Source organism: Mesorhizobium sp. RIZ17 (assembly GCF_051127865.1).
Classification (GTDB): domain Bacteria; phylum Pseudomonadota; class Alphaproteobacteria; order Rhizobiales; family Rhizobiaceae; genus Mesorhizobium; species Mesorhizobium humile.
The window spans coordinates 6,014,842-6,036,667 of record NZ_CP147861.1; the positions used below are offsets into that span (position 1 = coordinate 6,014,842).

A 21,826-nucleotide genomic window follows, 5' to 3' on the forward strand; every position below is an offset into this window, starting at 1 on the left:
CACAGAATTCGGCGCCTCGGCCTTCTGCTGTTAGGTGGATGCAGCCGGGGCAAAGATCAAGGGTTAACACGGTCGCTCGACCCGTTCCATCGCATGCCTTCCCGCCTTTCACAGCAAAACGGCGCCACGCGGGCGCCGTTCCATGAAAAATGTGGGGTCAACGCCATTTCAGGCGCTGACATTGCCCTTCTTTTCCTTCTGCTCGGAATAGATGTAGAGCGGCCGGGCGTTGCCGGACACCACCTCTTCCGAGATCACCACTTCGCGCACGCCTTCCAGCGCGGGAAGCTCGAACATGGTGTCGAGCAGGATCGCTTCCATGATGGAGCGCAGGCCGCGCGCGCCGGTCTTGCGCTCGATGGCGCGCTTGGCGATCGCCGACAGCGCGTTTTCGTGGAAGGTCAGGTCGACATTCTCCATCTCGAACAGCCGCTGATACTGCTTGACCAGCGCGTTCTTCGGCTCGGTCAGGATCTGGATCAGCGCCGGCTCGTCGAGGTCTTCCAGCGTGGCCAGAACCGGCAGACGGCCGACGAATTCCGGGATCAGGCCGAACTTCAGCAGATCTTCCGGCTCGACCTGCCGGAACAGGTCGCCGGTGCGCCGATCCTCGGGCGAGGCAACGGTCGCGCCGAACCCGATCGAGGTCTTGCGGCCGCGGTCCGAGATGATCTTGTCCAGCCCGGCGAAGGCGCCGCCGCAGATGAACAGGATGTTGGCGGTGTCGACCTGCAGGAACTCCTGCTGCGGATGCTTGCGCCCGCCCTGCGGCGGCACGGAAGCGACGGTGCCTTCCATGATCTTGAGCAGCGCCTGCTGCACGCCCTCACCCGACACGTCGCGGGTGATCGAGGGATTGTCCGACTTGCGCGAGATCTTGTCGATTTCGTCGATATAGACGATGCCGCGCTGGGCGCGCTCGACATTGTAGTCGGCCGACTGCAGCAGCTTCAGAATGATGTTCTCGACATCCTCGCCGACGTAACCGGCCTCGGTAAGCGTCGTGGCGTCGGCCATGGTGAACGGCACGTCGATGATGCGAGCCAGCGTCTGCGCGAGCAACGTCTTGCCGCAGCCCGTGGGGCCGATCAGCAGGATGTTCGACTTGGCCAGTTCGACGTCGTTGCTCTTGCCGGCATGCGCGAGGCGCTTGTAGTGGTTGTGGACCGCCACCGACAGCACGCGCTTGGCGTAAGGCTGGCCGATGACGTAGTCGTCGAGAACCTTGAGGATCTCCTGCGGTGTCGGCACGCCTTCGCGCGACTTCACCATCGAGGTCTTGTTCTCCTCGCGGATGATGTCCATGCACAGTTCGACGCACTCGTCGCAGATGAAGACCGTCGGCCCGGCGATCAGCTTGCGGACTTCGTGCTGGCTTTTGCCGCAAAACGAGCAATAGAGCGTGTTCTTTGAATCACCGCTATTGTTGCCTACCTTGCTCATTTTCCTGTCCTTTCACCGACGCCCACCGATGGCCTGGCTTTGAGTGACGTCTCACCAATCTATCGCGGGAATCCGCCACCGCCAGTGTCCCGGCTCACACAGCGCATTCCGTACGAAACACAAATCAGAAAACGCGGCAATGATTCGCAGCAACCCCACACAAAGCTAAGCCGTCGAAAATCAACATAGCCTTAACGTAGGCAATCCCAACGCCTGAGGGAACAGCCAAATGTGGCCGAAATGCCGCAAGACGCGCCAAAACAGCGTTACGCTGCCATTTGCCGTCGATGGTCAGGCTGAAGCCGTGGCGGTCTCGACGGTTTCGCGGCTCGAGATGACCTTGTCGATCAGACCGAAGTCCTTGGCCTCGTCCGCGGTCATGAAGTGGTCGCGGTCGAGCGTCCTCTCAATCTCGTCATAGCTCTTGCCGGTGTGCTTGACATAGACCTCGTTCAAGCGGCGCTTCAGCTTGATGATGTCCTGCGCATGACGTTCGATGTCCGAAGCCTGGCCCTGGAAGCCCCCCGACGGCTGATGGACCATGATCCGGGCATTCGGCGTGGCAAAACGCATGTCCTTGTGACCGGCGGTCAGAAGCAGCGAACCCATCGACGCGGCCTGGCCGATGCAGAGCGTCGACACCGCCGGCTTGATGAACTGCATCGTGTCGTAGATCGCCATGCCTGAGGTGACGACGCCACCCGGCGAATTGATATAGAGGTTGATTTCCTTCTTGGGGTTTTCCGCCTCGAGGAACAAAAGCTGTGCACAAACCAGTGTCGCCATCCCGTCCTCGACCGGACCGGTGATGAAGATGATGCGTTCCTTCAGGAGGCGCGAGAAAATGTCATAGGCACGCTCGCCGCGGTTGGTCTGCTCGACCACCATCGGAACGAGGTTCATGTAGGTTTCAACGGGGTTCTTCATGGACTACCCTTGTTGGAGATGGATTCCGGCGCCTCGGTATACCAACAATCGCGCGGAATCGTTCTGGATCGGTTACGACCTAAATAGGATGCCGGCTCACCCTAGCGCAAGGCCGCCTCTCCTAGCCATCTGGTTAAGTCGAGTAAAGCGCTGCAGGCCCGGGAAACCCGGGCGGCTAGCCCCGTGAGGCAGGCCCCGGTCTCGGTTGACTGCCAACGCCGTTCGCAGGGTAGCAATTCCTTAACCGCGACGCTTAACGAAAAGCCTTGAAATCGCTGTCCGCCCCCGGAGCTTCCGCTACAGTCCTGCGTTGTGAAGGCGTCCTTTTTCAACGGGGGAATGTCATGATCCGCAAAAGCTCCGCATCGCTGGCGGCAGTCGCGATGCTTGCCAGCGTCTGTGAAACCGCCGCCGGCGGCCGCGCGCTCGAATGTTATGAGCCGACCCACAGGCCCGCACTTTACGACACCGTCTATGAGGACGTGATGGTGAGCCCCGGCGGACAGGTGGTCGATTACGACGCGCCGATCTACGGCACCTACCAAAGCGTTGACCAGATCGCGCCGCCGCGCGTCACCTACGAGGCCGTCCCGGCGGTGACGCGCACGGTCTATCACACGGTCAAGGTCGACGATGGCGGCTACGCCTGGGAATGGCGCGTCATCCATGGCCGCAAGGTGCTGTGCAAGGTATGGCGCAAGGCCCGCTATGCGCGCGTCGCCGAGACGGTCGTGGTTCAACCGGAGCGCGTCCGGCGCGTCGTTCAGCCGGCGGAATATGAAGCAGTGGCCCACGAAGTGCTGGTGCGGCCGCAACAAGTCCGCATCCGGGAAATCCCGCCTTCATACGGGACAGTGGCGCGCCGGGTGGTGGTGCGGGAAGGCTCGACAAGCTGGCGTCGGGTGCATATTCCGCGACATTGCCAGGATTAGGCGACACTCGCCTGTGGGTTGCGGCCGGCCGGGCAGCGTTGCCGTGCACCGGCCGCAGCTGTTGCTGGCCTAGGCCAGATCGATGTCGAGAATGGCCATCGAGAAATTATAGTCGCCGTCGTCCTCGTCCTTGAAGACGATGCCGAGGAATTCGTCGCCGACATAGACCTCGGCCGAGTCTTCCTTGCGCGGACGCGCCTTGACCTGCAGCTTGGGGTTCTGGAAAACGCGCTTGAAATAGGCGTCCAGCTTTCTGATCTCGTCAGGCTTCAAAAGTCTTCTCCGAAATGTCGGCCTTGTTCGTTGGAACGCGCTTCTGACACGCCAACAATGGCCATGTAAAGGCAAGCCGGTACAATTGCATGGGACAGGTCGGCCGAAAACCGGCGGCCCGATTTCGGCAGTTCCCGACGACGACGGAAGTCAGATGTCGAAGCTGACCACGTGGTCCATGCTCTGCGACGGCAGGAGCTGGTCCATCTGCCGCGAAGGCTGGTCGCAGCCGGTTTCTCCGACGACCCGGGCGGGCACGCCGGCCACCGTCTTGTTGTGCGGCACAGGCGACAGCACGACCGATCCGGCCGCGATCTTCGAGCAATGGCCGACCTCGATATTGCCGAGGATCTTGGCGCCGGCGCCGATCAGCACGCCGCGGCGGATCTTCGGATGGCGATCGCCATTGGCCTTGCCGGTGCCGCCCAGCGTCACCCCGTGCAGGATCGATACGTCGTCCTCGATGACGGCCGTCTGGCCGACGACCAGGCCCGTGGCATGGTCGAGGAAGATGCCCTTGCCGATGCGGGCGGCCGGATTGATGTCGGTCTGGAACACCGAGGACGAACGGCTCTGCAGGTAGAGCGCGAAATCCCTGCGGCCCTGGTTCCACAGCCAATGCGCCAGCCGGTGCGTCTGGATGGCGTGAAAGCCCTTGAAATAGAGCACCGGCATGATGAAGCGGTCGCAGGCCGGATCACGGTCGTAATAGGCCTGGATGTCGACGCGAACCGTCGTGCTCCACTCCGCATCGTCGTCCAGCATCGCCTTGAAGGTCTGGCGGATGAGATCGGAACCGATGTCCTGATGCGCCAGGCGTTCGGCCAGCCGGTGGATCACCGCTTCTTCCAGGCTCTCCTGGTTGAGGATGGTCGAATACAGGAAGGCCGCGAGCAGCGGATCGCGGTTCACCGCCTCCATCGCCTCGTCGCGGATCGACCGCCAGATCGGGTCGACCGGCTGCACCATGCTGGGGCGGGCAATCGTAATGCTGTTCATCGACGCTCTCCGGCCTTGCTCATTCTCCGGCGGCACATATAGGCCAGATCATAGCACGGTTGAACTCAATTTTCCTTAGTGCTTTGTCAAATGGACATGGTTCACGCGGATTCAAGCGACGATGGAAAACGAACCCTTGATCGACGAAGCGCTGAAAAGCGAGCTTGCGGCGCTCTACCAGGCCCCGGATCGCCACTATCACGGCTTGGCCCACATCGAAGCTATGCTTGCGCTGGCAACCGAATACCGGCACCTTCTCGACGATCCGGAGGTCGTCGAAGCGGCGATCTGGTTCCACGACGCCATCTATGACAGCCGCGCCAAGGACAATGAGGCAAAAAGCGCCGAACTGGCCGAAAAAAGGCTCGCCGGGCGCGTAAATCCTCACCGCCTCGCCCGCATAGCGGCGATGATCAACGCCACCGCCACCCACCAGTTGCCCCCGTTCCGCGACGAAAACGCGCTCAACGATGCGGCGCTTTTGCTCGACATGGATCTGGCGATCCTCGGCGCCGGACCCGCCATCTTCAATGCTTATGAAAAGGCGGTCCGGCTGGAATATGGCTGGCTCGAGGAGCCGATGTGGCGCGCCGGTCGAGCCGCCGTCCTGAAGAGTTTCCTCGCCCGGCCGAGGATTTTCAACACGCAAATATTCCGCGATCGGTTCGAGGCGCGGGCCAGAAAAAACCTGAGCCGATCGCTGGAAGGGCTGCAAGGCCAGCCTTGATAGGCCCACAAGCCCGCTGGGCTTTGCCTCTATGCCTGAATCCCGGGCCCTGCGATCACTATGGGAACGTGAACCGCGTCGGAGTGGCCACACCATGCAAAACAGCTTCTTTCAACCCGTCGACGCCGCTCAGGTGCCGCGCTTTGCCGGGCTTTCCACCTTCATGCGGCTGCCGGCCGTGCCGAGCGCGAAGGGGCTCGACATCGCCCTTGTCGGGATTCCGTGGGACGGAGGCACGACCAACCGGGCCGGCGCCCGCCATGGTCCGCGCGAAATCAGGAACCAGTCGAGCCTGATGCGCCGCGTCCACCACGTCTCGGGAACCGAGCCGTTCAGCATCGCCAACGTCGCCGATGTCGGCGACCTGTCGGTCAATCCCATCAACCTGCTCGACGGGCTGAAGCGCATCGAGGACGGCATTGCCGCGATCGTGGCCGACGGTGCCTTGCCGCTGGCAGCCGGAGGCGATCATCTGACGACGCTGCCGGTGCTGCGCGCCGTGGCCGGCAAGGCGCCTGTCGGCATGGTTCACTTCGACGCGCATTCCGACACCAACGATCGCTATTTCGGCGACAATCCCTATACGCACGGGACGCCTTTCCGCCGCGCGATCGAGGAAGGGCTGCTCGACCCCAAGCGGGTTGTCCAGATCGGCATCAGAGGCTCGATCTACGAACCCCGCGAGCACGACTGGGCAACGTCGCAGGGCGTGCGCATCATCTATATGGAAGAGTTCGTCAGACGCGGCGCCGCTTCCGTCATGCAGGAAGCGCGCGATCTTGTCGGCGACGGCCCGACCTACGTGACGTTCGACATCGATTGCATCGATCCGTCCATGGCCCCCGGCACCGGCACGCCGGAGCTCGGCGGCTTCACGACGCGCGAGGCGCAGGAGATGGTTCGATTGCTCGACGGATTGAATTTCGCCGGCGCCGATGTCGTCGAGGTCGCGCCTCCGTTCGATCTTGCCGGCATGACGGCGCTGGCCGGCGCGACGATGATGTTCGAGCTGCTGTGCGTCATGGCGAGATCCCTCGCCGGCAGGCGGGCTCGCGCCTAGGGCAATTCGGAGAAAAAGCGCGCAGCGCCTTTCCGGCTAATCCGGAAATGTCTCGATCCTTTCGGCATAACCTCTGAAACCAGCACGCCCGTAAACCGACTGGGCCGCCGGATGATCATAGGTATCGGTGTGAAGCCAGAGCCTTTGCGGGCCATGCGACCATGCCGCGCGCAACGCCTGGTCGAGCAGGAACGGCCCCAATCGCTTCCCTTGAAAAGCCGGAACCAATCCGAAATGAGCGAGTTCGATGGCCGCTTCGCCGACATTGTTGAACTCGCAGATGCCCGCGGGCTCGCCGGCGACGCGCAGCACATGGATATGCGTCGAGGCGCTGGCAAGCAGCGTTCCGAGTTCTGGTTCCAGCATGCGCAGGCGCTGGTCCCATTGCACCGGTCCGCCGACCGCGCGGTAGAGATCGAGATAGCTGGAAAGATCGAGCCTCTCGCGCGCCACGATGGCGTCGGGCGACGGCGACGCAAGCGGCGCGCCCTGCGGCGGCGCCAGCATCTCCATATAGGTGACGAGAAGATCGACCACCGGAGCGCCCCGCGCTCAGAGCGGGTTTTCGGCGTAGAACTCGAGCACGCGCTGCTTGAAGCTCTTGTCGCCAACGGCGAGCATGTGGTCGCGGCCCTCGATGTGAAACGCCCTGGCGTTGGGCATCAGGGCCGCAAGCTCGTCCGGCGAGCCACCAATGTCATCCTTGGTACCGACGGCGATCAGCGTCGGCTGGGCGATACGAGCCATGTCGTCCTCGCTGAGCAACTCGCGCGACTTGGCAATGCAGGCGGCGAGCGCGCGCCGGTCGCTGCGCGTCTGGTCGGCGAAGGCGCGGAACGAGCGGCCGCGGGGATGCGTGGTCTGCGAGGGGTCCTCCGCCAGCAGCGCCGCCGCGATCGGATCCCAGTCGCCGACGCCGTCGACCATGCCGATGCCGAGGCCGCCGAACACCAGCGTCGCGACCTTCTGAGGATCGGAGAGCGCCAGGAAAGCCGAGACGCGCGCCCCCATCGAATAGCCCATGACATGCGCGCGCTCGATGCCGAGATGATCGAGCAGCGCGGCCGCGTCGGAAGCCATCTTCTGCGGCGTGTAGTCGGCCTCGTCATAGCTCTTCGATGACGCGCCGTGGCCGCGATGGTCGAAGGCAATCGCCCGGTAGCCGGCGTCGTTAAGCGTCTTGAACCAGCCCGGGGAGACCCAATTGACATAGTGGCTGGAGGCAAAGCCGTGGATCATCAGCACCGGGTCGCCATGCCCAGGGGCCGGCTGGCGATCGAGATAGGCAAGCTCGAAACCGTCATGCGAAAAGAATTGCATCGAAATGGCTTTTCAGTTGGAACCCGCGCCCGCGGCGATAGCCGGATGGCGCAAGAGGTCCCCTTCCTTGATGCCGTCCCTGGCGGCCGTGCCTGCCTTGAGCTCAAGCACGAAGCGCACCGGCTGTCCCGGCGAGATGATCGCTTCGGATTCGGGCTCGCCGCGCTTGATAGCCTTGATCCTGCCGTCCTGGCCGACAAAGATGAGGTCGAGCGCCATCGGCGTGTTCTTCATCCAGAAATCCACCTCGTCCGTTCTTTCGAAGACGAACAACATGCCGTGATCCTCGGCCATGGTCTGCCGAAACATCAGTCCCGCCTCGCGTTCGGCGGAGGTATCGGCAATCTCGATGGAGAAGGAACGCTCGCCCGAACCTGTCGACACCACAAGCGGTGTCCGGTCGATGGGCAGCAGCATCGCATCGGCCGAGCTCGGCTTCGCGGCGATGAAACAGGCTGCGAAAACGATCACGGCGCAGAGTGCGCCCGCAGTCAGCCAATTGCGATGAGCCATGGGTTACCTCGTCCAGACGCTCGTCCTAAACCATGATCCGCGGAAGTGGAACCGGTTTTCGGACAAGACGGTCGTGCCGCGGCAGAGGGCCTTTCGACTGCGTCGAGAGGCCGCTTAGTGCGAGACCGACAAAGTACCCATATCGGGGTGGATTTCGGCGGCCATAAGGCCTTTGTCGCCGCGTCCGAAGCGGACGAGAACGACCTGGCCGGGCCGAAGCTCGGTTATGCCGTAGCGCCGCAGCGTCTCCATGTGGACGAAGATATCTTCCGTCCCCTCGCCCCGCGTCAGGAAGCCGAAACCCTTGGTGCGGTTGAACCACTTGACCAAGGCCCGCTCGAGGCCGCTCTCCGGGTTGACGATAACGTGGGTGCGCTGTTCCTGCTCCGCCGGGTGGACCGCCGTCGAGGCATCCATGGAAAGGACACGGAAAGCCTGTAAGCCGCGCTCGCCCTGTTTCACCAGGCAGACGACCCGCGCGCCTTCGAGCGCCGTCTGGAAACCGTCCCTTCGAAGACATGTCACATGGAGGAGGATGTCACCCGAGACGCCGTCATCCGGAAGAATGAAGCCGTAGCCCTTGGCCACGTCGAACCATTTGATAGCGCCGGCGATTTCGACAAGCTCGGCGGCGTCGCCGCCATTGTCCCGCTGCAAGGCGTCGTCAAGGCTTCCGTCCCGCCTCGTGAAAGAGGCCTTTTCCCCCATAAGAATGCCCCCTTTTTCTAACTGAACTGCAACTGATTCTTCCCAAGAGATTAACACTGCGGCTTCCGGGGTGTGCAAGGGCTGACGTGCCTTTTTTCACCGTTCAGCACTGGAAAGGCTGAAATGTTGTTTGCCGGCACTTCCGGAAGCCGAAATCGCGAGGCTTGAAATCGATCGTGCCGCCTCTTTTGTCGGACGATTGCCCTTTCACCGGGTGGCCCCTATGGTGCCCGCAACCCCAACACTTTGAGGAAGCCGCCATGCGCTATCTGCACACAATGGTCCGCGTCGCCGATATCGACGAGTCGCTCGATTTCTACTGCAACAAGCTCGGCCTGAAGGAGGTGCGCCGCTACGAGAACGAGCAGGGCCGCTACACGCTGATCTTCCTCGCCGCATCGGAAGACGAGCAGAGCGGCATCGATGAAAAGGCGCCACTGGTCGAGCTGACCTACAATTGGGATCCGGAAGATTATAAGGGCGGCCGCAATTTCGGCCATCTCGCCTATGAGGTCGACGACATCTACGCCACCTGCCAGAAGCTGATGGACAATGGCGTGACCATCAATCGTCCGCCGCGCGATGGCAACATGGCCTTCATCCGCTCGCCGGACGGCATCTCGATCGAACTTCTGCAGAAGGGCCCCGCCAAGGCAAAGGCCGAACCATGGGCCTCGATGCCGAATACGGGCGCTTGGTAATCGCTGATCCCGTACCGATTTGGCGGGTGGCATTCCGCCAAGCGCTGCCTATCTATCTGCCAATGGCGCCGGTCTCCCCAGGCCGGCGTTTTTCTTCAACCCGCCGGGAGTATTCCATGCCGATCAGCCGCGCCGATGTCGCCACCGAACATGCCAGCCGCTATCTGCAGCAGCTCTGCAAGCACTGGTCGCATAAATTCCCGGTCGAATTCGACCCGCAGCACGGCGCCATCCAGCTCTCGATCGGCCGCACCGTGATGGACGCCGACGACAAGGCGCTCCATATCGCGCTCAATGCCGACGATGCAGCCTCGCTGGAACGGCTGGAGAGCGTGGTCGCCGATCACATCAAGCGCTTCGCCTTCCGCGAGGAACTCACCTTCGACTGGCAGAAGGCCGCCTGAGCGGCTGACGATCAGCCGCCCGCCTTGCCCGCCATCTCTAGCAACGCCAGCACGCTGCGCCAGTTGCGCGCCGTGCCCGGCACCTTCAGCGTGCGACCAATGAGATTGGCGAACACGGATTTGCCGAGACCATCTGGCGCATTGAGGTAAAGCACGTCGCCCTTGATCTCGAAGCGCTCGGGGCCGGTGCATTTCTCCGCCAGCCGCTTGGCCTCCTCGGCGGTCGGCTCGCGCTCCAGCACGTAGGCGTGCAGCTTGGTCGGCTCGCCGGCGATCTCTGGATAGGGATTGTCCTTCACCAGCCGCTCGAACCAGCCGGCGTCGCGCACCATGATGCGCGAGTTGAAACCCCATTTCTTCTCGAAGGCCGCTTCCAGTAGCCCGGTCAGCACCGCCGCGTCGCCCTTCTTCGCCCGGAACACGACATTGCCGCTCTGCACATAGGTCGCGACATCGGTGAAGCCGAGGTCTTCGAAGAAGGCTTTGAGCTCCGCCATCTTGACGATGCGGTTGCCACCGACATTGATGCCGGAAAACAGCGCGACGAAGACTGTACCCTTTGCGCTCATATGATGAACCCCGCCAGCGTCTCGTTGTCGGTGATGTCCTGATATTGCACGCCCTCGGCGTCGAAATTAGCTTTCAGCAGGTCGAAATTGCGCCGGTCCTTGGTCTCGATGCCGATCAGCACCGAACCGAAATTGCGCGCCGACTTCTTCAGATACTCGAAGCGCGCGATGTCGTCGTCGGGCCCGAGCATTTCGAGGAAATCGCGCAGCGCGCCCGGCCGCTGCGGGAAGCGGATAATGAAATACTTCTTCAAGCCCTCGAAGCGCAGCGCCCTCTCCTTGACGTCCGGCAGCCGTTCGAAGTCGAAATTGCCGCCGGAGACGACGGCGACAATCGTCTTGCCCCTGATCTCCTTGCGCGAAAAATCCTTGAGCGCGTCGATCGCCAATGCGCCGGCCGGCTCCAGCACCACGCCCTCGACATTGAGCATCTCGATCATCGTCGCGCAAAGCCGGTTCTCAGGGACGAGCCTGACGGCATCGGCGGTAAACTCCTTGAGATGGCGCAGCGGTTCGCGGCCGATTTCGGCCACCGCAGCGCCGTCGACGAAATTGTCGACCTTTGCGAGCTTGACCCGCTTGCCGCCGGCAAGGCTCTCGGCGAGGCTCGGCGCGCCCGCCGGCTCGCAGAACACGAAGCGCGGGTCGCGATGCTGGTCGGCGAAATAATGCGTCACTCCGGCAGCCAGGCCGCCGCCGCCCACGGGCAGCATGACGATGTCGGGCGCGCGGGCGCCCGGCATCTGGAACGCGATCTCGTAGGCGACCGTCGCCTGGCCCTCGATGATGTCCTTATGATCGAAAGGCGGCACCATATGCGCGCCGGCGGCCTCGGTGAATTCGAAGGCGGCGCGGTAGCAATCGTCGAAGAAGTCGCCGACTAGCCTGATCTCGACGAAGTCGCCGCCGAACAGCCGCGTCTTGTCGATCTTCTGCTGCGGCGTCGTCACCGGCATGAAGACAACGCCCTTTTTGCCGAAATGCCGGCAGACGAAAGCGAAGCCTTGCGCGTGATTGCCGGCCGAGGCGCACACGAACAATTCCGCATTGTTGCCGGCGGCGAGCGCCTTGCGGAAGAAGTTGAAGGCGCCCCTGATCTTGTAGGAGCGCACGGGCGTCAGGTCCTCACGCTTCAAAAGGATGCGGGCGCCAGTCTTCTTCGACAGATAGTCGTTCTCCTGCAGCGGCGTTTCCGGGAAGATTCCGCGGATCGCTTCGGCAGCCACGGCAACACGGGCGGAAAAACTGTTCACCGAAAATCCCTCGTTTCGATCGCCGGCACGCGGCGGAATGGCCATTGCCCGTGCCGGAAAACCTTCCTGCCGCCCTTTTGGCTTTCGCGCAACAGTGCGATGGCCGTCGCCCGACGCCGAGCCAATTTCCGCTGGACACGACTTACTTTAGCCGCACTTGGGCTGTCCGGGAGGTTTTCGCGGAGGTGGGCGGCCAATCGTGGCCGGAGTGGAAATGCCAGTGGAAGTGTCGACGTGCGGTTGAAGACAATTCTGATCATCGCCTTTGCCCTGCTGATGGCGGGCTGCGCGGGCCAACAGACGCAGGAAATCCTCGGCAGCGTCGTCGTGCCGACGCAGGCGACCGAGATCGCCGGCAACCACTCGATCTTCATCGCCACCACCCGCAAGCGCTCCGACGACCCGAACAAGGTCTTCGACGGCGAGCGCTCGGCGACGCTCAACTATGCGCGCGTCAACGTCACCGTTCCGCCGGTCCACCAGACCGGCCAGATCGAGCGCCGGTCGCGGGGCAAATCGGACGATCCGACGAAATATTTCATGGCCTCGGAAGTCGTCGGCTACGACGCGCAGCCGAAATTCGCCAGCGCCCTCAATGCCGATATCGACGCCCGCGGCGGCCGCGTCATGGTTTTTGTCCACGGCTACAACACCGGCTTCGACGATGCCGTCTACCGGCTGACCCAGATCGTCCATGATTCCGGTTATCCGGGCACACCGGTGCTGTTCTCATGGGCTTCCGGCGCCAAGACCACCGACTATGTCTATGACAAGGAAAGTGCGGCCGCCGCCCGCGACCAGTTGGAAGTGACGCTCAGGATGCTGGCGCAGACCGGCGCCCGGCGCATCGACATCGTCGCCCATTCGATGGGAACCTGGGTGACGATGGAGACGCTGCGCCAGCTCGCCATCACCGGCGACCGCGATCTCAGCGGCAAGCTCGGCGACGTCGTGCTTGCCTCGCCCGACATCGACGTCGACGTCTTCAAGAGCCAGATGCGCCGCTATGGCAAGCCGGACAAGCCCTTCATCCTGCTCCTGTCGGACGACGACCGGGCGCTGAGGCTCTCCGGCCTGATCGCCGGCTCGCGGCCGCGCGTCGGCGATTATCGGGATGCCGACGACCTCGCCTCCTACGGCGTCACGGTCGTCGACCTCTCCAAGATCAAGGGCAATGACAGCTTCAACCACACCAAATTCGCCGACAATCCGATGATGGTGCAGATGATCGGGCAGCGGCTGCGCGAGGACGACGGCTTCGCCAGCGATCGCGATGTGACGGACCGCATCCGCCAGTTGGCCGCGCAGTAACCCTATCGGTGCGGGTTTCCGCATCGCACGGACTTTGAACTGGACCCGGCAGCCCTCTGGCTTTATCGAAGTAATAGAGAGGTTTGCCACCCTTGGGGGACCCCGGGTGACTGTGCATGTGAAGATCGTTGTCGTCCTTGCATTCGCGCTCGCCCTCGCCGCCTGCGCCGGTCCCACGCACGATCTGCTCAACCGCAAACGTGTCTCCACGCCTGCCTCCGACATCGCCGCCAGGCATGAGATCTTCGTCGCCACGACCCGCCAGCAGGCGACCAAGGATCCGCGCCAGGTGTTCGACGGCGACCGTTCGCTGACCACCAGCTACGCCCGTGTCGACGTCACCGTGCCGAAGATCCACCAGGTCGGCGCGATCGAGCGCGCCAAGGGCTCGGCCGACGCCAACCCGGCCAAGCAATTCACCGCCACCGACGTCGTCCACTATGGCGACGCGCAGCAATTCGCCAAGGCCGTCGGCGCCGACATTTCCTTGCGCGGCGACCGCGCCCTGGTGTTCGTGCACGGCTTCAACAACGGTTTTGACGACGGCATCTACCGGCTGACGCAGATCGCGCACGACACCAACTATCCGGGCACCCCGGTGCTGTTCTCATGGGCATCGAGCGCCAAGGCGACCGGCTACATCTACGACAAGGACAGTTCGACCGCCGCGCGCGACGACCTCGAGGCGACGCTCAGGATGCTTGCCAGGACGAAGGTCAAGAGCATCGATATCATCGCCCATTCGATGGGCACCTGGCTGACGATGGAGGCGCTGCGCCAGCTCGCCATCACCGGCGACCGCGATCTCGGCGGCAAGCTCGGCTACGTCATCCTCGCCTCGCCCGACATCGACGTCGATGTCTTCAAGAAGCAGATGATCCGCTACGGCAAGCCCGACAAGCCTTTCGCCATCCTGCTTTCGGGCGACGACCGGGCGCTTAAGCTGTCGAGCTTCATTTCCGGCGACAAGCCGCGCGTCGGCGACTATGGCGATGCGGCCGACCTCGCCAATTACGGCGTGACGGTCGTCGACCTGACCAAGATCAAGGGTGGCGACGGCGGCCTGAACCATGCCAAGTTCGCCGACAATCCGATCCTGGTGCAATTGCTGGGCAACCGGCTGCGCACGCCGGCCGGGCTTGCCTCGGACGAGCCCGACCCGGCGCAGCTCAACAATATCGGCCAAGGCCTCGGCAAGGCGGTCGGCTCGGTCGCCGAGGTCGTCATCACGACGCCGTTCAAGGTCCTGACCATCGCCACCGGCGGATAGCCGGCGAACGCCTCAGATAAAAAGATCCACTTTCTGGAACGTCGTCACGTCGACAAGGCCGACGTCCGATATCCTGAGCTCCGGAATGACCACCAACGCCAGCAGCGAGTGCTGCATGTAGGCGTTGTTGAGCGAGCAGCCGACCTTGCGCATGGCCTCGGTCAGTTGCTCGGCCTTCGCCGCGACGATCTCGGCGCGTTCGTCGGACATCAGGCCGGCGATCGGCATCTCGACCAGCGCCAGTTCCTTGCCCTTGGAATAGAGCACCACGCCGCCGCCGACCTCGCTCAGCCGGTTGACGGCCAGGGCCATGTCTTCCTTGTTGGTGCCGACGACGATGATGTGGTGCGCGTCATGCGCCACGCTGGACGCCATCGCGCAGTCCTCCACATAGCCGAAGCCGGAGACGAAGGCGTTGGTGACGCCGCCCGTGCCGCGATGGCGCTCGACCAGGGCGATCTGGCAGATGTCGTTGCGCCGATCCATGGCGACCAGCCCGTCCTCGACGGCGAGATCGGCCTCCAGCGCCCGCGTCGGCGCCTGGTTCTCGATCACGCCGATCACCCGCGCGCGCACCTCGTTGGCGCCTTGCGGCGCGGAAATGTCAAAATCCTTCGCCGCGAGCGTCTTGCCGAGCTTGACCGTGTTCTTCGCCGATTGCGGATAGTCATAGGCGGGAATGTCGATCTCGAGCCTGCCGGCCTTCGCCAGCCGGACGCCGCGGGCATAGACCTCGTCTATGGTCATCTGGGCAAGGTCCGAAACGATCAGCAGATCCGCCAGCCGTCCAGGCGCGATGGAGCCGATCTCGCGTTCCAACCTGAAATGCTGCGCGGTGTTGAGCGTCGCCATCTGGATCGCCGTCACCGGCTTCAGGCCCTGGCCGATCGCATGCCGCACCACCCGGTCCATATGGCCTTCATGCACAAGCGTGCCGGAATGACTGTCATCGGTGCACAGGATGAAGTTGCGCGGGTCGATCCCGCCTTCGGTCACCGCCTTGATCTGCGCCGCGACATCGTACCAGGCCGAACCCAGCCTCAGCATCGCCTTCATCCCCTGGCGCACGCGCGCGATCGCGTCCTCGGCGCGCGTGCCTTCATGGTCGTCCTCCGCCCCGCCCGCGACATAGCCGTGGAACGGCAGGCCGAGATCGGGCGATGCATAATGCCCGCCGACCGTCTTGCCGGCCTTGACCGTCTCGGCGATCTCGCCCGACATCACCGGATTGTTGGCGGCGACCCCCGGGAAATTCATCACTTCGCCGAGCCCGATGATGTTTTCCCAGGTCATGGCCTCGGCCACGTCGGCGACCGTCAATTCGGCGCCGGCATGCTCCAGCCCCGGCGCCGAGGGCACGCAGGACGGCATCTGCACATGCACGTTGATCGGCATCGCGACCGCCTCGTCATGCATCAGCCGTACGCCCGGCAGCCCGAGCACATTGGCGATTTCGTGCGGATCGATGAACATCGAGGTGGTGCCGTGCGGGATGACCGCGCGGCAGAACTCCGTGACCGTCACCATGCCGCTCTCGACATGCATGTGCGCGTCGCAGAGGCCGGGCACCAGATAGCGCCCGCCGGCATCGACGACCTTCGTCCCCTGCCCGATGGCATGGCCGGCATTCGGCCCGCAATAGGCGAAGCGGCCGGCGGCAACAGCGATATCGGTGCCGGGGATGATCTCGCCCGAATGGACATTCACCCAGCGACCGTTGCGGATGACCAGGTCCGCGGGTTTTCGGCCCATCGCGACATCGACCAGATGTGTCGCCACCTCCGTCCACGGCTTTGGCTTTGCGGCGTTTATCGGCTTGGCGTTGGTCATTGGCTGAGTCCTCTATGTAGGCCAGTTTGGCAAATGTCGGCGCCCGGAGCCAGAGCCGTCCGCCGGGCATCCGGCGCTTGTTGACTATTCCAGGCAAAAGGCGATGCTGACCGCGGAGCCGTCCATCGGAGGGGAAGATGATCCGTTTCTGGAAAGCGTTCGCCACCATCGTCCTGTTGGTCGCGTCGACCGCTCTCGCCACCGCCGAAGAGCGCTGGCTGACCTTGCCGGAGCCGGCTGTGATGCCCAAGCCGGACGACAGCGGCTATGCGCCGGTCAACGGCATCCAGATGTACTACGCCGTGTTCGGCAAGGGCGACCCGGTGCTGCTCATCCACGGCGGCCTCGGCCACGCCGACATCTGGGCAAGCCAGGTGGCGACGCTCTCCAAGGCCCACCAGGTCATCGTTGCCGACAGCCGCGGCCATGGCCGCTCAACCCGCACCGAGGAACCCTTTGGCTACGATCTCATGGCGTCGGACTACCTGGCGCTGCTCGACCATCTCAAAATCGAAAAGACGGCGCTCGTCGGCTGGAGCGACGGCGGCATCATCGGCATCGACATCGCGCTTCATCATCCGGAGCGTCTGACGAGACTGTTCGCGCAGGCCGCCAACGTCACCACCGACGGCGTCGACCCAGGCGTGCTGACCAACAAGACTTTTGCCGCCTATATCGACCGCTGCGGCCGCGACTACAAGAAACTGTCGAAGACTCCCGATCAATATGAAGCCTTCGTCGCGCAGATCAGCCACATGTGGGAATCCCAGCCCTCCTGGACAAAGGAGGAGTTGGCCAAGATCACCACGCCGACAGCCATCGTTGCCGGCGATCATGACGAGGCGATCAAGCGGGCGCATACCGAATACATGGCCTCGGTCATCCCTGGCGCGAAGCTGATCATCCTGCCCAATGCAAGCCACTTCGCCATGCTGCAGGCGCCGGACGAGTACAGCCAGGCGGCGCTGGATTTCATCGACGCCAAATAGATAGCGTCTTGAGCAGTCATCGACATGCCCGCTCTCTGGCCACTCGGATCGGCGTGAGATGGCTCAGACCGTCAGGTTCATGATCTTCGTGCTGTCGGCGGCTCTTGCCGGCCTGGCGTTCTTTGCCCTGCATTCATTTTGGACGTGGGCCGCGCCGATCCTGGTCTTTGTCGCCGGCTCCATTATCGCCGAATTCGCCTTCAACAGGCTGGCCTCGCCGGCGCAGAAGCAGCGCGACCTGGAAGACCGCGCGCGACCAATGACGTAAACCACTGTTGCAGATATACAATTCCGTTTCGCGGCGATTGCGGCTAGTCTGCGCCGAGGAGTCTTTCGAAACCGCCATTTCGGAGCGCTCGATGCGTCGACTGACGCTTGCCAGTGCCGGCTTTCTTGCCCTGCTGTCCGGGTCTGCCCGGGCGGCGGATTTGGGTAGCGATCTGCCGATGACCGCGCCCGGATTCGACTGGACCGGTTATTATGCCGGCATGCAGGCCGGCTATGGCTGGGGCCGGTCCGAAATCACCGGCGACGATGGCGGCCCGTTTTCGGTGAAGCCCGACATCAACGGTGGTTTCGTCGGCGGCCATGTCGCGGGGCTATGGCAGTTTGACCAGGCCGTGCTCGGCGCCGAGGCCGACCTCAACCACGCTTCGATCGACGGCACCGCCAACGCCGGTCCGGCAAACACGTTCGGCACGGACATCAAGTGGTTCGGATCGATCAATGCCAAAGCCGGCTACGCCATGGATCGCGTGCTGGTCTACGGCATAGGCGGCGTCGCTTTCGCCGGCATCGAGACCTCGCAGGCGGCAGGCTCGGCCTTTGCCCAAACGCGCACGAGCACCGGTTGGACGCTCGGCGCCGGCGTCGACTATGCCTTGACCAACAATGTCGTCGTCGGCGCGCAATACCGCTACTACGATTTCGGCAAGGAGCATTTCGACGCTTCGGACACTTTCACCGAGCGCGACCAGGACGTGAAGCTGCAAACGCTGGGCGTGAATTTCAGCTATAAATTCTGAGGCTTGCGGCGCCCTGTCGATGCGCAAGGCCTACCGCCTCATGTCTTGAAAATTCAGGTGGCCGGCGCCCGCAGGGGGCGGGGGAATGGGTAGGGGCCTGATAGACGCCGGCCACGGCGGATCGATCCGCCGCGTGCAAACATGAGCGTTCCCGCGGCAGACCGTAATTCCGCGATCGCGCCACTTTGCCACCCTATGGACGAACTTGGCCGATATGCTTCGCCGAAAGGTTGCGGCCGGTCGGTCAGGAGCCGAGCGAAACCTTCTTTCCCTCGGGCATCGCCTCGAGGCATTCCTCCAGCCGTCGAAGCCGCGCCTTTTGCCAGCGCAGCGCGTGCGCGACTTCATGCAGGTTCCATTTGGCCTTCGAATTGGCGGCCTCGATCAGGCCGCGTTCGAGCCGACCGATCTCGTTGCGCAGTTGCTGCGCCTCGGCCTCCCGCAGCCCCTTGATCCAACCTGCCCCGCGCATGGTTCCACCATCAAAGCCAACCAGATACTCGCACACAAACGCTAATGAGATCGGTTTGGAGTGCCTAGTATTTTAAATATCGCTAATATTACATTGCTCGGCGAAGGATCAGGACAGCGGCCATACAAAGTCCAACCGATCCGAAACATGGCTTGACGGCTCATATCAGGCGTCTGAAAAGGGCACGCCTGCGGACGTGGCGGAATTGGTAGACGCAAGGGACTTAAAATCCCTCGATCTCTGATCGTACGGGTTCGATTCCCGTCGTCCGCACCACCCCTTCGCTCTGTGAGCTTCGGGTGGCGGGCTGCAGCGTCTCGCCATTTCCGTAAATCGGTGAACCGCTCGCTCGCATCCGCGCAATGCCGTCAGGACTTGAGATAGCCCGCCGCAACCCGCGCCCTCGTCGTCTCAAACCTTCATCGGATTGAGCTTCAGGTGCTGAATCAGGATGATCGTCTTGGCATCGACGATGCGGCCGTCGGCGATACCGGCCAGCGCCTCGTCCAACGGCATTTCCAGAACCTCAATGTCCTCGCCCTCCTCCGGCGCGCCGCCGCCGTCGGAAATGCGGTCGGCCGGCGAATAGCACGCGGTGAAGAACCAGAGCCGTTCGGTCACGCTGCCCGGACTCATGAACGGCGCGAACAGCCGCTCGACGCCTTGGAGGCGGTAGCCCAGTTCCTCTTCCGCTTCCTTGCGAATGGCGGTTTCGGGATCGTTTTCGTCGAGCAGCCCGGCGCAGGCCTCGATCAGCGGCTCGCGGTGGCCCACGGCGTAAGCCGGGAAGCGGAATTGACGCACCAGGAGCACGGTCCGGCGCTCAGGATCGAAGGGCAGGATCACCGCGCCGTCGCCGCGATCGTAGGTCTGGCGGGTCTGCGTCTCCCATCGTCCGTCGCGGCGGCGATAGTCGAGCACTGTCTTCTTCAGCACCGCCCAGTCGTCCGAAAGGACCTCCTCCGAACGGATGCGAATGCGATCTTCCATGACGACCTCCGTGTTGGCGGCAAAGGGGTAACGACGAAAGCCGACCGGCGCAATCCTCGAAAACGACTGCCTGGGAAACCGACTGGTCCAGCAGGAGTTTCACCGGCTCGTGTCTGGCGCGACGCGCCACGACTGCCTAGATAGCGGTATCTTCCCAGGAGCCCGTTTCATGACGTCATCGCTTTTCCAGCCGATCACCCTCGGCGGCCTCACCTTCCCCAACCGCATCGCGGTCGCCCCCATGTGCCAGTATTCGGCCGAGGACGGCTCGGCCAGCGACTGGCATCTGTATCATTGGATGAACCTGGCAATGTCGGGCGCCGGCATGGTTACCGTCGAGATGACCGATGTCGAGCGGCGCGGACGCATCTCGCATGGCTGTCTCGGGCTCTATTCCGACGACAACGAGGCGGCCGCCAGGCGTACGCTCGACGCCGCCCGGCGCGTCGCCGCGCCCGGCACGAAATTCGGCGTCCAGCTTGCCCATGCCGGCCGCAAGGCCTCCAACCGCAAACCTTGGGAGGGCGGCGGTCCGCTGCAGCCTGGCGAAGATCCCTGGCAGACGGTTTCGGCCTCGGCCGTCGCCTATGACACGGGCTGGAATGTGCCGCATGCGCTGGAAGATGACGAGATCCTTGAGCTTATTGCGCGTTTTGCGCAGTCGGCCGTGCGCGCCGAACGCGCCGGCTTCGACTTTGCCGAGCTGCACGCCGCGCATGGCTATCTGATCTTCCAGTTCCTTTCGCCGCTCTCCAACCAGCGCACCGACCGCTGGGGCGGGTCGCTGGAAAACCGCATGCGCTTCGCCCTCGAAATCGCAAGGGCGGTGAGGAAGGCCGCCCCGTCCATAATGCTGGGGGCGCGCCTTTCGGTGAAGGAATGGGTCGACGGCGGTTTCGACGTCGAGGACGCGATCGAGGTGGCCAAGGCGCTGAAGGCCGAAGGCGTCGCCTATCTGTGCTGCTCCAGCGGCGGCAATTCGCCCCTGCAGCAGGTGCCGCCCGGCCCCGGCTACCAGGTGCATCTGGCGGAAGCCGTGCGCAAGGGTGCCGGCATCCCGACGCGCGCCGTGGGATTGATCGACGACCCGAGCCAGGCCGAGGCGATCGTCGCCGACGGTCGTGCCGACATGGTGGCGCTGGCGCGCGCCTTCCTCGCCGACCCGCGCTGGGGCTGGCGCGCGGCGGCGGCCTTCGGCGAGGAAATCCATCCGGCGCCGCAGCTGGCGCGTTCAGTGACGACGATGCGGCATTGGATGAAGGCCGCCGGCTAGAGCATGATCCCGAAAGGTGGGCACCGGTTTTCGGAGAAAGATCATGCTCCGACAAAGGGTTAGATCGTGATGGCGATTCAACGAAACGCCATCACGGTCTAGAGCAATTCCAGGAAAGGTGTGACATGGTTAGGCTCGGCGACTTCGCCGTAGCCTGCCGTCCGGAATTGCGTCAAAACAGACCGGAAATCAGCGGGGTCCTGAGACGTTTGGGCGCAGGATCCTCGCCACAACTGCAACCAATTTGGCCGCTCTACGTTGCGGCCATGATGGACAACAAACCCTTTGAAAAGCCGGTGGTGGTCGAGCTCGGCCATGTCGGCAAATACCGCCAGATAAGCAGCACCCGCGAGGCCGCCGAGTGCCTGATGACAGTTTGGCCGCTCAATCGCGGCGATCGGCATCGTGATGCTCTCGACACTTGCCTCAAAGCCCTAGAAGGTTATCGTTCGACAGCGGACGCGCGTCGCGCCCTCGTCGAGGCGGCCAGGGAATCGGAAGTTCTGGTTCCCGAAGACAGGCTGCCCGACGGCAAGCTGCATTGAGCATGCGTCTTAACCGGAGGATTCCATGGCGAAGCTGACTTACAAGATCGTCGAGCATGATGGCGGCTGGGCCTACAAGGTCGGCTCGACGTTTTCCGAGACTTTCCGCACCCACCAGGAGGCGCTGCGCGCCGCCGAGATTGCCTCGTCCGAGCAACAGGTCGCCGGCGCCACCGATGGCATCCAGTACGAGGATGCCGAAGGCAAGTGGCATGACGAACTTGCCGACGGCCGCGACCGCCCGCAGACCGAGGTCTCCGACTAGGAATTGGAACCGCCCCGCGACCGGCAA

The 21,826-nt window shown here is 63.3% G+C and carries 26 protein-coding genes and 1 tRNA gene; 14 read left to right on the plus strand and 13 right to left on the minus strand.

The genetic code is table 11. The annotated features are described in order from the left end of the window. Nucleotides 1-168 precede the first annotated feature (168 nt). Together clpX and clpP are read right to left on the minus strand one after the other, a co-directional pair. Entirely contained in the window at nt 169-1,443 is a 1,275-nt protein-coding gene (gene clpX, locus WDX12_RS29300) for an ATP-dependent Clp protease ATP-binding subunit ClpX (RefSeq protein ID WP_320295909.1), read from the minus strand. A 291-nt stretch (nt 1,444-1,734) separates the two neighbouring features. Then, complete coding sequence (clpP, locus tag WDX12_RS29305) at nt 1,735-2,370, minus strand: ATP-dependent Clp endopeptidase proteolytic subunit ClpP (RefSeq protein ID WP_434722938.1); 636 nt, start codon at nt 2,368-2,370, stop codon at nt 1,735-1,737. Between the two features lie 344 nt (nt 2,371-2,714). Between clpP and WDX12_RS29310 the strand changes: the two genes are divergently transcribed. Next, nucleotides 2,715-3,302 (plus strand): hypothetical protein, encoded by a 588-nt coding sequence (locus tag WDX12_RS29310; RefSeq protein ID WP_434722939.1) that lies wholly within the window; start codon nt 2,715-2,717, stop codon nt 3,300-3,302. 69 nt (nt 3,303-3,371) lie between these two features. Here the strand turns inward: WDX12_RS29310 and WDX12_RS29315 are convergent, their stop codons facing one another. Together WDX12_RS29315 and cysE are read right to left on the minus strand one after the other, a co-directional pair. Further along, nucleotides 3,372-3,575 carry a DUF3126 family protein gene (locus tag WDX12_RS29315; RefSeq protein WP_027166457.1) on the minus strand — a complete coding sequence of 68 codons (204 nt, stop codon included), beginning with the start codon at nt 3,573-3,575 and terminating at the stop codon, nt 3,372-3,374. Between the two features lie 150 nt (nt 3,576-3,725). After that, on the minus strand, nt 3,726-4,574 hold the full coding sequence (gene cysE / locus WDX12_RS29320; RefSeq protein WP_434722940.1) for a serine O-acetyltransferase: 849 nt from the start codon (nt 4,572-4,574) through the stop codon (nt 3,726-3,728). A 121-nt stretch (nt 4,575-4,695) separates the two neighbouring features. Here cysE and WDX12_RS29325 point away from each other — a divergent pair, with 121 nt between their 5' ends. Beyond that, nucleotides 4,696-5,301 carry an HD domain-containing protein gene (locus WDX12_RS29325; RefSeq protein WP_434722941.1) on the plus strand — a complete coding sequence of 202 codons (606 nt, stop codon included), beginning with the start codon at nt 4,696-4,698 and terminating at the stop codon, nt 5,299-5,301. Nucleotides 5,302-5,395: 94 nt separating this feature from the next. Then, complete coding sequence (gene speB, locus WDX12_RS29330) at nt 5,396-6,361, plus strand: agmatinase (protein WP_434722942.1); 966 nt, start codon at nt 5,396-5,398, stop codon at nt 6,359-6,361. 36 nt (nt 6,362-6,397) lie between these two features. On the opposite strand, the gene WDX12_RS29335 is transcribed toward speB, so the two are convergent. The 4 genes from WDX12_RS29335 to WDX12_RS29350 form a co-directional block, all read right to left on the minus strand. Beyond that, a complete protein-coding gene (locus tag WDX12_RS29335) occupies nt 6,398-6,898 on the minus strand; it encodes a GNAT family N-acetyltransferase (RefSeq protein WP_434722943.1) in 501 nt (166 codons plus the stop codon). A gap of 15 nt (nt 6,899-6,913) precedes the next feature. Then, complete coding sequence (locus tag WDX12_RS29340; RefSeq protein ID WP_320295916.1) at nt 6,914-7,681, minus strand: alpha/beta fold hydrolase; 768 nt, start codon at nt 7,679-7,681, stop codon at nt 6,914-6,916. A gap of 12 nt (nt 7,682-7,693) precedes the next feature. After that, complete coding sequence (locus WDX12_RS29345) at nt 7,694-8,194, minus strand: DUF192 domain-containing protein (protein WP_434722944.1); 501 nt, start codon at nt 8,192-8,194, stop codon at nt 7,694-7,696. Between the two features lie 114 nt (nt 8,195-8,308). Beyond that, nucleotides 8,309-8,902 carry a cold-shock protein gene (locus WDX12_RS29350; protein ID WP_320295965.1) on the minus strand — a complete coding sequence of 198 codons (594 nt, stop codon included), beginning with the start codon at nt 8,900-8,902 and terminating at the stop codon, nt 8,309-8,311. Between the two features lie 260 nt (nt 8,903-9,162). On the opposite strand from WDX12_RS29350, the gene gloA reads away from it, so the two are divergent. Beyond that, nucleotides 9,163-9,603: a lactoylglutathione lyase gene (gene gloA / locus WDX12_RS29355; RefSeq protein ID WP_320295918.1), complete on the plus strand. Its 441-nt coding sequence runs from the start codon at nt 9,163-9,165 to the stop codon at nt 9,601-9,603. Nucleotides 9,604-9,719: 116 nt separating this feature from the next. Beyond that, on the plus strand, nt 9,720-10,007 hold the full coding sequence (locus WDX12_RS29360) for a DUF2218 domain-containing protein (RefSeq protein WP_320295919.1): 288 nt from the start codon (nt 9,720-9,722) through the stop codon (nt 10,005-10,007). 11 nt (nt 10,008-10,018) lie between these two features. Here WDX12_RS29360 and WDX12_RS29365 read toward each other — a convergent pair whose 3' ends face one another. After that, nucleotides 10,019-10,576 (minus strand): DUF1697 domain-containing protein, encoded by a 558-nt coding sequence (locus WDX12_RS29365; RefSeq protein ID WP_434722945.1) that lies wholly within the window; start codon nt 10,574-10,576, stop codon nt 10,019-10,021. Then, nucleotides 10,573-11,829, minus strand: a complete 1,257-nt coding sequence (gene ilvA, locus WDX12_RS29370; RefSeq protein WP_434722946.1) for a threonine ammonia-lyase IlvA — start codon at nt 11,827-11,829, stop codon at nt 10,573-10,575. The genes WDX12_RS29365 and ilvA overlap by 4 nt, the downstream gene beginning before the upstream one ends. Before the next feature lie 276 nt (nt 11,830-12,105). On the opposite strand from ilvA, the gene WDX12_RS29375 reads away from it, so the two are divergent. Both WDX12_RS29375 and WDX12_RS29380 read left to right on the plus strand, forming a co-directional pair. Further along, nucleotides 12,106-13,140, plus strand: a complete 1,035-nt coding sequence (locus WDX12_RS29375) for an alpha/beta hydrolase (protein ID WP_434725727.1) — start codon at nt 12,106-12,108, stop codon at nt 13,138-13,140. 106 nt (nt 13,141-13,246) lie between these two features. Continuing rightward, entirely contained in the window at nt 13,247-14,410 is a 1,164-nt protein-coding gene (locus WDX12_RS29380) for an alpha/beta hydrolase (protein WP_434722947.1), read from the plus strand. A 12-nt stretch (nt 14,411-14,422) separates the two neighbouring features. Here the strand turns inward: WDX12_RS29380 and ade are convergent, their stop codons facing one another. Continuing rightward, complete coding sequence (gene ade, locus WDX12_RS29385; RefSeq protein WP_434722948.1) at nt 14,423-16,240, minus strand: adenine deaminase; 1,818 nt, start codon at nt 16,238-16,240, stop codon at nt 14,423-14,425. A 137-nt stretch (nt 16,241-16,377) separates the two neighbouring features. Between ade and WDX12_RS29390 the strand changes: the two genes are divergently transcribed. The 3 genes from WDX12_RS29390 (at nt 16,378) to WDX12_RS29400 (ending at nt 18,254) form a co-directional block, all read left to right on the plus strand. Continuing rightward, nucleotides 16,378-17,229 carry an alpha/beta fold hydrolase gene (locus WDX12_RS29390; protein WP_434722949.1) on the plus strand — a complete coding sequence of 284 codons (852 nt, stop codon included), beginning with the start codon at nt 16,378-16,380 and terminating at the stop codon, nt 17,227-17,229. Nucleotides 17,230-17,287: 58 nt separating this feature from the next. Further along, nucleotides 17,288-17,497, plus strand: a complete 210-nt coding sequence (locus WDX12_RS29395; RefSeq protein WP_434722950.1) for a hypothetical protein — start codon at nt 17,288-17,290, stop codon at nt 17,495-17,497. A 91-nt stretch (nt 17,498-17,588) separates the two neighbouring features. Further along, nucleotides 17,589-18,254, plus strand: coding sequence for an outer membrane protein (locus WDX12_RS29400; protein ID WP_434722951.1), 666 nt, complete (start codon nt 17,589-17,591; stop codon nt 18,252-18,254). Nucleotides 18,255-18,498: 244 nt separating this feature from the next. Here WDX12_RS29400 and WDX12_RS29405 read toward each other — a convergent pair whose 3' ends face one another. Beyond that, nucleotides 18,499-18,726 (minus strand): hypothetical protein, encoded by a 228-nt coding sequence (locus WDX12_RS29405; RefSeq protein ID WP_320295927.1) that lies wholly within the window; start codon nt 18,724-18,726, stop codon nt 18,499-18,501. Between the two features lie 190 nt (nt 18,727-18,916). Between WDX12_RS29405 and WDX12_RS29410 the strand changes: the two genes are divergently transcribed. Next, nucleotides 18,917-19,002: transfer RNA gene (locus WDX12_RS29410), tRNA-Leu, on the plus strand. 135 nt (nt 19,003-19,137) lie between these two features. On the opposite strand, the gene WDX12_RS29415 is transcribed toward WDX12_RS29410, so the two are convergent. Next, on the minus strand, nt 19,138-19,716 hold the full coding sequence (locus tag WDX12_RS29415; RefSeq protein ID WP_434722952.1) for an NUDIX domain-containing protein: 579 nt from the start codon (nt 19,714-19,716) through the stop codon (nt 19,138-19,140). Nucleotides 19,717-19,885: 169 nt separating this feature from the next. On the opposite strand from WDX12_RS29415, the gene WDX12_RS29420 reads away from it, so the two are divergent. From WDX12_RS29420 to WDX12_RS29430, 3 genes are all read left to right on the plus strand, one after another. Further along, nucleotides 19,886-20,989, plus strand: a complete 1,104-nt coding sequence (locus WDX12_RS29420; RefSeq protein ID WP_320295929.1) for an NADH:flavin oxidoreductase/NADH oxidase — start codon at nt 19,886-19,888, stop codon at nt 20,987-20,989. A gap of 125 nt (nt 20,990-21,114) precedes the next feature. Then, on the plus strand, nt 21,115-21,534 hold the full coding sequence (locus WDX12_RS29425; RefSeq protein ID WP_430699253.1) for a DUF982 domain-containing protein: 420 nt from the start codon (nt 21,115-21,117) through the stop codon (nt 21,532-21,534). A gap of 25 nt (nt 21,535-21,559) precedes the next feature. Further along, complete coding sequence (locus WDX12_RS29430) at nt 21,560-21,799, plus strand: DUF2188 domain-containing protein (RefSeq protein ID WP_320295930.1); 240 nt, start codon at nt 21,560-21,562, stop codon at nt 21,797-21,799. Nucleotides 21,800-21,826 lie beyond the last annotated feature (27 nt).

Coding starts and splice junctions, on each gene's coding strand:
- WDX12_RS29395 (WP_434722950.1), top strand. CDS start 17,288: ATGGCTCAGACCGTCAGGTTCATGATCTTCGTGCTGTCGGCGGCTCTT.
- WDX12_RS29325 (WP_434722941.1), top strand. CDS start 4,696: ATGGAAAACGAACCCTTGATCGACGAAGCGCTGAAAAGCGAGCTTGCG.
- clpP (WP_434722938.1), bottom strand. CDS start 2,370: ATGAAGAACCCCGTTGAAACCTACATGAACCTCGTTCCGATGGTGGTC.
- WDX12_RS29360 (WP_320295919.1), top strand. CDS start 9,720: ATGCCGATCAGCCGCGCCGATGTCGCCACCGAACATGCCAGCCGCTAT.
- WDX12_RS29415 (WP_434722952.1), bottom strand. CDS start 19,716: ATGGAAGATCGCATTCGCATCCGTTCGGAGGAGGTCCTTTCGGACGAC.
- WDX12_RS29420 (WP_320295929.1), top strand. CDS start 19,886: ATGACGTCATCGCTTTTCCAGCCGATCACCCTCGGCGGCCTCACCTTC.
- WDX12_RS29350 (WP_320295965.1), bottom strand. CDS start 8,902: ATGGGGGAAAAGGCCTCTTTCACGAGGCGGGACGGAAGCCTTGACGAC.
- WDX12_RS29390 (WP_434722949.1), top strand. CDS start 16,378: ATGATCCGTTTCTGGAAAGCGTTCGCCACCATCGTCCTGTTGGTCGCG.
- WDX12_RS29375 (WP_434725727.1), top strand. CDS start 12,106: ATGGCGGGCTGCGCGGGCCAACAGACGCAGGAAATCCTCGGCAGCGTC.
- WDX12_RS29345 (WP_434722944.1), bottom strand. CDS start 8,194: ATGGCTCATCGCAATTGGCTGACTGCGGGCGCACTCTGCGCCGTGATC.
- speB (WP_434722942.1), top strand. CDS start 5,396: ATGCAAAACAGCTTCTTTCAACCCGTCGACGCCGCTCAGGTGCCGCGC.
- WDX12_RS29425 (WP_430699253.1), top strand. CDS start 21,115: ATGGTTAGGCTCGGCGACTTCGCCGTAGCCTGCCGTCCGGAATTGCGT.
- WDX12_RS29405 (WP_320295927.1), bottom strand. CDS start 18,726: ATGCGCGGGGCAGGTTGGATCAAGGGGCTGCGGGAGGCCGAGGCGCAG.
- gloA (WP_320295918.1), top strand. CDS start 9,163: ATGCGCTATCTGCACACAATGGTCCGCGTCGCCGATATCGACGAGTCG.
- WDX12_RS29340 (WP_320295916.1), bottom strand. CDS start 7,681: ATGCAATTCTTTTCGCATGACGGTTTCGAGCTTGCCTATCTCGATCGC.
- WDX12_RS29400 (WP_434722951.1), top strand. CDS start 17,589: ATGCGTCGACTGACGCTTGCCAGTGCCGGCTTTCTTGCCCTGCTGTCC.
- WDX12_RS29310 (WP_434722939.1), top strand. CDS start 2,715: ATGATCCGCAAAAGCTCCGCATCGCTGGCGGCAGTCGCGATGCTTGCC.
- clpX (WP_320295909.1), bottom strand. CDS start 1,443: ATGAGCAAGGTAGGCAACAATAGCGGTGATTCAAAGAACACGCTCTAT.
- ade (WP_434722948.1), bottom strand. CDS start 16,240: ATGACCAACGCCAAGCCGATAAACGCCGCAAAGCCAAAGCCGTGGACG.
- WDX12_RS29430 (WP_320295930.1), top strand. CDS start 21,560: ATGGCGAAGCTGACTTACAAGATCGTCGAGCATGATGGCGGCTGGGCC.
- cysE (WP_434722940.1), bottom strand. CDS start 4,574: ATGAACAGCATTACGATTGCCCGCCCCAGCATGGTGCAGCCGGTCGAC.
- WDX12_RS29365 (WP_434722945.1), bottom strand. CDS start 10,576: ATGAGCGCAAAGGGTACAGTCTTCGTCGCGCTGTTTTCCGGCATCAAT.